Origin of the sequence: Candidatus Clostridium radicumherbarum, assembly GCF_045310525.1 — a bacterium.
Classification (GTDB): Bacteria; Bacillota; Clostridia; order Clostridiales; family Clostridiaceae; genus Clostridium_AT; species Clostridium_AT radicumherbarum.
Genome location: NZ_JBJHZY010000001.1, coordinates 1,912,307 through 1,924,208 on the forward strand (window position 1 = coordinate 1,912,307; position 11,902 = coordinate 1,924,208).

Consider the following 11,902-nt stretch of genomic DNA (forward strand, 5'->3'; position numbering starts at 1 on the left):
GTAGTTTGCCAGCGGAAGCGAGTAAGTTTAAACTACCCCGTGCCCGAAGGGGAGCGAGTGGGCTAAACTACTCAGTGTGACCACTAAAAGGAGGAAAAATTAATATGAGAGAAGAATATAATTCACCCTTAACAAGCAGGTATGCTTCAAAAGAAATGTCTTATTTATTTTCCGATGAAAAAAAATTTAAAACCTGGAGAAGGCTTTGGACTGCCCTAGCCGAAGGAGAAAGAGAGTTAGGTCTTGATATAAGCTTAGAGCAAATTGAAGAATTAAAATCGAATATTGAAAATATAAATTATGAAGTAGCAGAAAAAAGAGAAAAAGAAACAAGACACGATGTAATGAGCCATGTTTATGCTTATGGCCTTCAATGCCCAAGTGCTAAAGGTATAATTCATTTAGGAGCTACTAGCTGCTATGTTGGAGATAATACAGACTTAATCGTTATGAAAGAAGCACTTATTATCATTAAAAATAAGATTATAAAAACAATTTATAATCTATCTATGTTCGCTCTTAAGAATAAGTCCTTACCGACACTAGGCTTTACTCATCTACAACCTGCACAATTAACTACAGTAGGAAAACGTGCTACATTATGGATTCAAGATCTCTTAATGGATTTAGAAAATCTTGAATTTGTAATAGATTCACTTAAGTTTAGAGGGGTAAAGGGTACTACAGGAACACAAGCAAGTTTTATGGAACTCTTTAATGGAGATGAAGTAAAAGTTAAAACTTTAGATAAGCTGGTAACAGAAAAAATGGGATTTAAAGAAAGCTTTCCAGTTACAGGGCAGACCTATTCTAGAAAGGTTGATTCAATTATATTAAATACCCTTTCTGAAGTTGCGCAAAGTGCTTATAAATTCAGCAATGATATAAGACTACTTCAAAGCATGAAAGAAATTGAAGAACCCTTTGAGAAGAATCAAATTGGTTCTAGTGCTATGGCTTATAAGCGAAATCCAATGAGATGCGAAAGAATAGGTGCATTAGCAAGATATATAGTTGTAGATGCGTTAAATCCTGCAATTACAGCTTCAACCCAGTGGTTCGAAAGAACCTTGGATGATTCTGCCAATAAGCGTTTATCAGTTTCTGAGGCCTTTTTAGCATTAGATGGCGTGTTAAATTTATATATGAATGTTTCTGAGAATTTGGTGGTATATGATAAAGTTATAGCTTCCCATGTGAATAATGAACTACCATTTATGGCTACTGAGAATATTTTAATGGAAGCAGTAAAACGCGGCGGAGATAGGCAAGAGCTTCATGAAAGAATTAGAACCCATTCCATGGAAGCTTCAAAAAGAGTAAAACAAGAAGGCCTAAATAATGATTTACTTAGCAGAATAATTGCAGATTCTATTTTTAATATGTCAGAAGAAGAAATTATGTCAATACTAGATACTCAAAAATTTATAGGCAGAGCCCCTGGTCAAGTTGAGGATTTTATAACATATTATATAAATCCAATACTAGAAAAAAACAAAGCTGCATTAGGTATAACTTCAGTTATATCTGTTTAAAAAAGTACAGCAAAAATAGAATTATTAAAAAATAGATTATTAGAAGCTGAACACATTGTTTCAGCTTCTTTTTTTATAACATTAATAATTGATAAATTAACAATTATACCCAGAATAATTAACAGGTTGTGATTTACATAATATGGTATATTTATGCATTTTCTGTACTAATTTATTTAGTTCAAGAAATAATACAGATAATGGTAATTATTTTGCTAAATGATAACACATGTCAATTGATAGATAGAAAAATAAATGTTAGATAATGTAAAAATGTGTTTATAGCTTTAAAACAGCTTAAACTGCCTTATAATCTATTAGTTTAGTTATTGGAGGAATAATATGTGTGCATAGATAATAATAGCTTAAAATCAAAAATAACGATATATATCTGTTTTTGTCAAGAAATTCGTAGCAACGAATTTCGCTAAATGTATATTTAGCGAAATTATCTAGACTTGCGAAGTAATATTTGGTATAATATTCATGAGGTGAGATTTATTATGAAAAGCCGTTATGAATTAATTGAATATAATTCCAAAGATAAAGAAATATTAAGCAAAACAAAATTGTCAAAAGAAGATGTGGATAAAATAGAAGACCTGAAATTTCAATATAAAAGCAATAACTTCTATCCAGTAATAGAGGACATCTATAAATTTCATAAAAATAATTATAGCACTAGTGATTTATCAAATATATTTGGAGTAAGCACAAGGCAGATACAAATTATATTTAAAAATCTTGGAATTAATAGAAATCATTCTGAAGCTCAGCTTATTGGTGTAAATAGAAATGATAATACAGTTGTATTGCCTTACAAAGCTAAAGCAGCAACTTTTAATGAAATTGTTTTACCGGAAAGGCTTGAGGAATTCTTGAATTATTTATCTGTAATTAGAGGTAGATCCAATAATACTATTGATGGTTATAGAATAGATTTATCTCTCCTACTTAAATTTTTAAAAATTTATAAAAAGCTCTACCCAAAGGATACACCTTTAGAAGACATAATAATAAGTGATATTGATGATAATTTTATAAAGTCTATAAAACTTTCAGATCTTTATGCATATTTAGCCTATGTTGAAAGAAATAGAAACAATAGTGCCTATGCTAGAGCTAGGAAAGTAGCCTCAATAAAATCTTTTTTTAGATATCTAAATACGAAGACTAAAATTTTAACAGAGAACCCTGCTTCAGATTTAGAAACTCCAAAAACTGATAGAAGAAACCCAATATATCTTACACTAGATGAGAGTAAGGAACTTTTAGCTTCAATTGACGAGAATTCTAAACACCCTAGGCGGGACTTTTGTATTATTACCCTTTTTCTTAATTGCGGTTTAAGACTTTCAGAACTCTGCAGTATTAATATATCTAAAATTAAAGATGATATATTAACTGTTATAGGAAAAGGAAATAAAGAAAGGACTATTTATTTAAATAATGCCTGCTTAAAGGCAATCTCAAATTACTTAATCGAAAGAGATTCCATGGAAATTTTAACTGCATATAAGGACGCTCTTTTTATAAGCAGTAAGAAACGCAGAATAAATAAAAAATCTGTGGAGCTTATAGTTGCTAAATATATAAAGGCAGCAGGTCTTAATAATGATAAATATTCCCCTCATAAATTAAGACATACTGCTGCAACTTTAATGTACAAATATGGAAATGTTGATATTAGAAGTCTTCAAAAGATACTTGGTCATGGAAATGTGTCTACAACTCAAATTTATACCCATGTAGATGATGAAAAATTAAGAGAAGCTGTAAAATTAAACCCTTTAAATACAGAAGAGTAAGATTTTTTCTTACTCTCCCTCCCCTTTATTTCTGTAACTTTAATTTTTATGCTTTGATAAATTAATGAAACCTGGAAATTCCTCATAACTTTCTAAGTTTTCTTCATCATTTATTAAATCTTTTATTTCTCTAATATCATCAATGTAATCCCATTCTACTTCATCTTCTGACATTATGTTTTCACCCCCATGAAGCTTATCATTTTCTTCATATTCCATAAGCTCCTTATTATCTTCAAGGATTTCATCAATATTAATAGCCTTCATGTCGTACCCTTCAAGCTCTAGACATTTACCACAATTATTGCATTTCTTCTTTGGATTTAAATCGCATATATCACACTCACCGCAATCATTACAGATCTTGGCTTTATCAAAAACACATAGTTTATCCATATAATTTACCACCTTACCTATTGTTTACGTAGCAATTATATCAAAGTATTTTTAACAAATCAACTATTAAAAAGAACACTAGTTTGATATTGTTAAAATGTTATGTTATAATCTTTGTAAAGATTGTGAGGTGATAAATATGCTTGAAGGTAAAAACAATAAACAACATGAAATATATGAATACATAAAAAATTCAGTACTTAATAAAGGCTATCCACCCTCTGTAAGAGAAATATGTGATGCAGTAGGATTAAGGTCCACCTCTACAGTTCATGGTCACTTGGAAAGACTAGAAAAGAAAGGACTTATTAAAAGAGATCCTACTAAGCCTAGAGCTATAGAATTAATGAAAGAAAGCGTTACAAAGAGAGAAATAATAGATATACCTATTATAGGGAAAATAACAGCTGGTCTCCCTATTCTTGCGGTTGAAAACATAGAAGATACATTTTCTATACCTCTTAATTTTATCAAAAATAATAATGAACTTTTTATACTAAATGTATCAGGAACAAGTATGATTGAAGCTGGAATTTACGATGGTGACATGGCTATAATAGAGAAATGTAATACTGCCTTAAATGGCGACATTGTAGTTGCCTTAATTGAAAACGAAGCTACCTTAAAGAGATTTTTTAAAGAAAAAGATCATATTAGGCTGCAGCCGGAAAACAGCACAATGGAGCCTATAATCGTGAAGGACTGCCAAATACTTGGCAAGCTTGCAGGAATTTATAGAAGTTACTAATATTAATGAAATTAATGTCAGACACATGAGTTATTACTTAGTTATAATAATTAATAACTCATGTGTCTGACATTTATATTTATTTTATAGAATTTTTGAAAGAGAAATTAATACTCCTATTTTTACATGGTCAAAGGTTAGCCCTCCTTGAAGGTAAGCTATATAAGGCTCTCTTATTGGCGCATCAGCAGATAGCTCTATGGAAGCCCCCTGAATAAAGGCTCCTGCTGCCATTATAACTTGATCTTCGTAACCCGGCATATCCCAAGGCTCGCATTGTACAAAGGAATCAATTGGCGAACCAGCTTGTATACCCTTGCAAAAATTTATTAGTTTATCTTTGTCATTAAACTTAATAGCTTGAATTATGTCACTTCTTTTATCATCAAATTTAGGTAGAACCTCAAAACCTGCAAGTTCCATTATTTTCGAAGTAAAGATAGCACCTTTAACTGCTTCTATAGCTACATGGGGAGCTAAAAATAGGCCTTGAAATAGCTGTCTCATAACACCGAATGTAGAACCGCACTCCCCTCCTATTCCAGGTATGGTAAGTCTGTAGGAAGCCTGAGTCACGTATTCATTTTTACCTGCTATATAACCGCCTGTAGGAGCAATACCTCCTCCTATATTTTTAATAAGAGAACCTGCTACTAAATCAGCCCCAACATGAGTTGGTTCATATTTATCTATAAATTCTCCATAGCAATTATCAACAAAACAAATAACCTCAGGTTTAATTTTTTTAATAAATGCTATTATCTCTCCTATTTCTGATATAAGTAAGGATTTTCTCCAGCCATAACCAGTTGAACGCTGTATATGTATAAGCTTTATACTGCTGTCTTTTTCTAATTGACTTCTTACCTCTTCTAAATTAACTTTCCCATTTTCTTTTAAATCAATTTGCTTATATTTCACGCCATATTCTCTTAAAGATCCTATGTTTTTATTATCACTAATTCCGATTATATTATGGAGGGTGTCATAGGGAGTACCACAAATAGATAACATTGTATCATTAGGCCTTAAATTACCAAATAAAGCTGCTCCAATTGCATGTGTTCCATTAACAAAATGAGGCCTTACGAGAGCACTTTCTGTTCCAAAAATTCTAGCATATACTTTATCAAGAGCATCTCTACCTATATCACCATAGCCATAGCCGCTGGAATTTGTAAAATGAGCATCGCTTATTCTTTCTTCCTGCAGTGCATTTAAAACTCTAATCTGATTATATTCTCTTATCTCGTTATAATATTTAAATTGTCCTTCTACTTCCTTTAGTGTTCTTTCATATAAATCTAAAATGTAATCACTTATATTATATTTATTTTTAATAAAATCTTTTGTAATCTCTAACATTTTTATCCTCCAAAACGTACCTTCTTAATATTATTCCTAAACTCATATATTAAGCAAAATATATATTTTTCTTATTTAGTCCAAAAATAATATTAACACAAATAAAAAAAATAGGCAATTCTGAAGGTTCTTTTTGGCAAAGTAAAAGAGTATGTCTTTTGCTAGACATACTCTTCATATTTTATAAAATTTATGTTACATGGACTCTTCTTCGCTAGGTGAATTGTTAAACAATATTGGCTTAAGCGGTGTAATTGTAGAAACCGCATGCTTATAAATAAGCATCTGTCTTCCATCACAATCTAAAACAACTGTGAAACTATCAAAGCCTTTTACACTGCCCCTAATTTGAAATCCGTTTGTAAGATATATGGTAACAGGTATTTTATTTTTTCTGGCACCATTCAAAAATATGTCTTGAAGATTGTTAGCTGTTTTATTCATTAAATACCCCTCCTTATTACAATAAAAATATTTTTAATTATTAATTCTATATTTTTATTAAAATTCCTTTAATAAATTATATATTCTTTTTTAATTGTATATAGTTTAAAATATACTCTACTATCTCATCCTCATTTTTAAAAGACTCCTTATTAATCCAATTGACCCTATTATCTTTTCTAAACCAAGTTAACTGCCTTTTTGCATAGTTCCTGCTCCCCTGTTTAATCATGTCTACAGCTTCATTAAAGCTATTCCTGCCTTCTAGATAAAATAGAATCTCTTTATAGCCAATACCTTTCATTGACTGCATATCTGAAGTATATCCCATTTCCTTAAGTTTAATAACTTCATCTACTAGTCCCTTTTCCAGCATAAGATCTACTCTGGTATTGATTCTTTCATATAAAATGCTTCTATCCATAGTCAGAACAAAATAATGCAGGTTATAAGGAATATCAAATATGTTTTCGTTATTATTGAATTCACCAATTGTCTTTCCTGTGAGCTTATGTACCTCAAGGGCCCTAACAACACGTTTTAAATCATTTGGATAAAGTCTATTGTAAGAATCAGTATCTATTTCTTTTAATAATCCATGGACATAATCCTTTCCTTTTTCAAGGGCTAATTCTTCTAATTCTCTTCTAAAGTTTTCATCCTTAACAGCCTCTGTAAAGCTATAGTTATAGATAAGTGAGTTAATGTATAATCCAGTACCGCCAACAAGCATAGGTACTCTGCTCCTCAAGGTTATGTCATTAATGCATTTTTCCGCATCTTTTTTAAATTGTGCAGCGCTGTAGTTAATTTTAGGATCAATTATATCAATTAAATGATGAGGGATTCCTCCCATTTCTTCTTTGGTTACTTTAGCTGAGCCTATATCCATGTACTTATATATTTGCATGGAATCAGCTGAAATAATTTCTCCCTCTATTCTATTGGCTAATTTTATAGAAATAGATGTTTTTCCTACTGCAGTTGGCCCAGCTATAATAATTAAATCCTTCAATACCTTTCCTCCATCTTTTACTGTATTCTTTTGAACCTTTTCTCAAGTTCATTTAAAGTAATTTTAATGATTGTAGGTCTTCCATGAGGGCATGTAAAAGGATTATCAATATACCTTAATTCCTCAATTAAGTGCTTCATTTCAATTAAGGAAAGTCTATTATTGGCTTTTATTGCTGCCTTACAAGCAAGCTTTGCTATTTTATCATATTTTACCTCAGCGGTTTCCCCACTGCCCATAGCTTTTAAATTATCAATAATATTTAAAAACAAATTCTTAACTTGTATCTCACCTAGAATTATTGGAATCTCTCTTATATTTATAGTATTCTCTCCAAATTTTTCAATGTTAAAACCAGCATTTCTAAATATTTCTGTATTTTCCTCATAAACAAAATAATCTTCAAAATTTAATTCTAAAACTATTGGGGCTGCCAATACTTGCGCAGTTACTTCCCTATTTTTTAAGCTTTTATTATATTTTTCAAACAAGATTTTCTCATGAGCAGCATGTTGATCTAAAATATATAGCTCTTCTCCGCTTTGGGCTAGGATATAGGTGTTATTAAATTGTCCAATTACCTCAAGGTAAGGAAACTTTGCCTCTTTAGTAGGAAAATCTTTTATGATATTGTTAGTTTCAGCTACTGTTTGCGCGTCATATAAGTTTTTCTGCTCATTAAAAAAGCCTCTATCTTCATAAATATCTACCCTAGAATCCTGGCTAAAGCTATTTTCACCTATTGGCAATAAGAAGTCTTCACATTTATTTACTTTAAAATCAATAGGTATTTGAACAGATGTCTTTTCGTTTATGTTATCCTCATTAATGCTTAAGACACTTTGAACTGGTATATTAAAGGTATCTTTTACTCCTTGTCTTAAGGCCTCATGGACAGTATCGAAAACAAGTTTATAAATAAACCTATCATCTCTAAATTTTATTTCAGATTTAGTAGGATGTACATTTACATCTATAAGCTCCGGAAAGATATCAATAAATAAAACAAAAAAAGGAAACTTATTAATAGTTAAAAAGGACTTAAAGGCATTTTCCACTGCTGAGGTTATGGATTTATGTTTAATATATCTCTTATTAACAAAAATACTTTGATTATTTCTGCTGCCTCTGCTTATTTCAGCATTTCCAATATATCCATAAACAGAAGCAATATCATCGTGTTTTTCAAAGTTTATTATGTTTTCACAAATATTCTTACCGTAAATTGCCCTTATAGTATCCTTAATTTCATTTGTTGAATAAGTAGTTAATACTTTGCTGCCGTTATTTAATATTTTAAATGAAACCTTAGGGTTTACCAGTGCAAGTCTTTCAACAATATCATTAATTAATGCTGCTTCCCTTTGAGGTGATTTCAAAAATTTAAGTCTAGCAGGAACATTATAAAACAAATCCTCTATTTCTATGGTAGTACCTACATTACAACCCGCATCTTTTATATAATTTATTATGCCCCCAACAATTGATATTTCTTTGCCATACTGAAAAGCCTCTGATCTACTTATAAGTCTTACCTTGGAAACAGCTGCAATACTTGCAAGTGCCTCTCCTCTAAAGCCGAAGGTGTTTATTTTATAAATATCTTCAATTTCATTAATTTTGCTTGTTGCATGGGGTAAAAAAGCCTTTTCTATATCCTCAGGGTGAATTCCATAACCATCATCAATAATCTTAATTAACTTATGTCCCCCTTCAGATATTTCAATAGTAATATATTCAGCACCAGCATCTAAACTGTTTTCTATTAATTCTTTAACCACTGAAAATGGCCTTTCAACTACTTCTCCTGCTGCAATTTTGTTTGAAGTTTCCACATTTAAGACATTAATTCGTTTCAATTTATCACCTCTTTTGATTCTAAAAAGCCTTTAATACTTTATAATTATGTCTTTTTTCAATTACATATCTAAACTACAAGGACTTTGCCTTATTTATAATTTCATAAAGCTTATTAAAGCCTTCCATTGGAGTAAGCTCTAATATATTAAGGTCTTGTATTTCTTTAATTAAATTATTCTTTGATATATCCTGAAAATTAAGCTGCATTATATTATCTAAAGAATCTACTGCTGCCTCTTTTTGACTTCTTTCTCTATGCTTCCTTTTATTTTCTAAGCTCAAAGGTTCTTCCTTAATATCTAAATCCTCAGTTATTTTTATGTTATCTTTATTTTCTAGCTCTAGTAATAGCTCCTTAGCTCTTATAATAAGTTCCTCAGGAAGCCCTGCCAGTTTTGCAACCTCAATACCATAGGACTGATCTGCTCCACCCTCTACAATTTTCCTAAGAAAAACTATTTCATTATTTATTTCTTTAACTGCAACTGAGTAATTCTTAACTCCCTTAATAGATGCTTCCAGCTTTGTTAGTTCGTGATAATGTGTTGCAAATAAAGTTTTACATTTTATTTTTGAAGACTTACAGATATACTCTATTACAGCCCAAGCAATACTTAGTCCATCATAGGTACTTGTCCCCCTGCCTACTTCGTCTAAAAGCACCAAACTTTTATTTGTGGCGGATTTTAAAATGTTTGAAACCTCCCACATCTCAACCATAAATGTACTTTTTCCTGCTGAAAGATCATCTGATGCACCTATTCTGGTGAAAATTCTATCACAAACTGATATAGATGCACTTTTAGCTGGCACAAAGCTTCCTATATGTGCAAGAAGTGTAATTAGAGCAACCTGCCGCATATAAGTTGACTTTCCAGCCATATTGGGTCCTGTTATAAGCAAAAGCATGCTTTCTTTTGTATCAATTGAGGTATCATTAGAAACAAAACCTCCAGCTGATATTATTTTTTCAATAACAGGATGCCTTCCTTCTTCTATATTAATAACTCCATCTTCTGTAATTCTTGGCCTCGTATAGTTATTTTCCATTGCTGTAATTGCTAAAGCACTTAAACAGTCAAGCTGAGATATATTTGAGGCAACTTTTTTCATTCTATCTATCTCATTTTCAACCTTATCTCTAATTTCTATAAAAAGCTGATACTCTAAGTTTATTAATTTATCCTCAGCACCAAGGATTTTATCTTCCATTTCTTTTAGCTCAGGTGTTATATATCTTTCTGCATTTGACAAGGTCTGTTTTCTAATATATCTGCCTTCTGGAATAAGCCCTTTATTGGCATTAGTTATTTCTATATAATAACCAAAGACCTTGTTAAAGCCTACCTTTAAAGACTTGATTCCAGTTTGTTCCCTCTCGCTATTTTCAAGCTGCGCGATCCATTCTTTTCCCTTAAATTTAGCTTCCCTAAGCTCATCTATTATGGAATTATAACCTTCTTTAATTATATTTCCCTCTTTAATTGAAAGACCTGGATTCTCAATTAATGCTAAATTAAGCAGTTCATATACATCTCTTAGTTCATCTAAGTTTTCATATATTTCAAGAAGCTTACTTGATTTTACGTTACTTATGATTTCTTTTATAGCTGGAATATTGCCAAGTGAGTTTTTAAGGGCAACAAGTTCCTTTGCATTTACACTTTTATTAGAGACCTTTCCAACAATTCTTTCCATGTCATAAATGTTTTTAAGCTCTATTTTTAAATCCTCTAATATAGATAAATTCTCTGTCAGCTCCTTAACTGAGTCTAACCTATTTTCAATGGTAATCCTATTTAATAGAGGCTGTTCTACCCATTTTCTTAAAGTCCTGCTTCCCATTGAGGTATGAGTCTTATCGATTACCCATAAAAGTGAACCTTTTTTTGTTTTATCTCTTAGTGTTTCAGTTAATTCTAGATTTCTTCTAGTATTAATATCTATATTAAGATAATCACAGACATCATAATACTCTATTTTGTTAATATTGGTTAAATTAAGCTTTTGTGTTTCTTGTATATAGCTAAGCAGCCCATTTGCTGCAAATTTTGAAACCAAGCTAACATTTTTATCATTTGAATTACTAAATTGTTTTAGCTTCTCATGGTACCCTGCTTTAAAATACTCTTCATTTTTTTCAGAAAATATTATGCTAAATCTTTCTTCTATTTTATTTTTAAGCTGTTTGTCCATTTTTTCATCTGCTAAAATTTCTTTAGGAGAATATTTAGAAAGCTCATCTAGTACCAAGTCATAATTTTTATTAAATTCTGTGCTATAAAAGTCACCTGTAGATATATCAGCAAAACAAATTCCAATTTTATCTTCATGGACGAAAATACTCATTAGGTAATTATTTGTATTTTCTTCAAGAAAAGTTGAATCAGTATAAGTTCCAGGGGTAACTATTTTAATTATATCTCTTTTAACTATGCCTTTAGCTAAACTTGGATCTTCTAATTGTTCACAAATAGCAACTTTAAACCCTCTATTGACAAGTCTTCCTATATAAGAATCAGCCGCATGAAATGGAATTCCGCACATTGGAGCTCTGTTTTCAAGTCCGCAGTCTCTTCCAGTTAGTACTAGCTCCAGTTCTCTAGATGCTATTTCTGCATCTTCAAAGAACATTTCATAAAAATCACCTAATCTAAAAAATAATATACAATCCTTACATTTTTCTTTTACGAGCATATATTGCTGCATCATAGGAGTTAAAGACATCTTC

Annotated in this window: 9 protein-coding genes; 3 read left to right on the forward strand and 6 right to left on the reverse strand. The window is 30.9% G+C overall.

The genetic code is table 11. The features are described 5' to 3' along the window. The first annotated feature begins 104 nt into the window (after positions 1-104). A complete protein-coding gene (purB, locus tag ACJDUH_RS09280; RefSeq protein ID WP_406764873.1) occupies positions 105-1,535 on the forward strand; it encodes an adenylosuccinate lyase in 1,431 nt (476 codons plus the stop codon). Between the two features lie 848 nt (positions 1,536-2,383). Continuing rightward, complete coding sequence (locus ACJDUH_RS09285) at positions 2,384-3,343, forward strand: tyrosine recombinase XerC (protein ID WP_406765039.1); 960 nt, start codon at positions 2,384-2,386, stop codon at positions 3,341-3,343. Between the two features lie 39 nt (positions 3,344-3,382). Here ACJDUH_RS09285 and ACJDUH_RS09290 read toward each other — a convergent pair whose 3' ends face one another. Next, complete coding sequence (locus ACJDUH_RS09290) at positions 3,383-3,739, reverse strand: hypothetical protein (protein ID WP_406764874.1); 357 nt, start codon at positions 3,737-3,739, stop codon at positions 3,383-3,385. Between the two features lie 139 nt (positions 3,740-3,878). Between ACJDUH_RS09290 and lexA the strand changes: the two genes are divergently transcribed. Further along, complete coding sequence (gene lexA, locus ACJDUH_RS09295) at positions 3,879-4,487, forward strand: transcriptional repressor LexA (protein WP_406764875.1); 609 nt, start codon at positions 3,879-3,881, stop codon at positions 4,485-4,487. An 84-nt stretch (positions 4,488-4,571) separates the two neighbouring features. Here lexA and ACJDUH_RS09300 read toward each other — a convergent pair whose 3' ends face one another. The 5 genes from ACJDUH_RS09300 to mutS form a co-directional block, all read right to left on the reverse strand. Then, positions 4,572-5,852 (reverse strand): methionine gamma-lyase family protein, encoded by a 1,281-nt coding sequence (locus ACJDUH_RS09300; protein WP_406764876.1) that lies wholly within the window; start codon positions 5,850-5,852, stop codon positions 4,572-4,574. A gap of 195 nt (positions 5,853-6,047) precedes the next feature. Further along, on the reverse strand, positions 6,048-6,296 hold the full coding sequence (hfq, locus tag ACJDUH_RS09305) for an RNA chaperone Hfq (protein ID WP_406764877.1): 249 nt from the start codon (positions 6,294-6,296) through the stop codon (positions 6,048-6,050). A gap of 76 nt (positions 6,297-6,372) precedes the next feature. Continuing rightward, positions 6,373-7,311, reverse strand: a complete 939-nt coding sequence (gene miaA, locus ACJDUH_RS09310; protein ID WP_406764878.1) for a tRNA (adenosine(37)-N6)-dimethylallyltransferase MiaA — start codon at positions 7,309-7,311, stop codon at positions 6,373-6,375. A gap of 17 nt (positions 7,312-7,328) precedes the next feature. After that, positions 7,329-9,170, reverse strand: coding sequence for a DNA mismatch repair endonuclease MutL (gene mutL, locus ACJDUH_RS09315; RefSeq protein WP_406764879.1), 1,842 nt, complete (start codon positions 9,168-9,170; stop codon positions 7,329-7,331). Between the two features lie 73 nt (positions 9,171-9,243). Further along, positions 9,244-11,898, reverse strand: a complete 2,655-nt coding sequence (gene mutS, locus ACJDUH_RS09320; protein ID WP_406764880.1) for a DNA mismatch repair protein MutS — start codon at positions 11,896-11,898, stop codon at positions 9,244-9,246. Positions 11,899-11,902 lie beyond the last annotated feature (4 nt).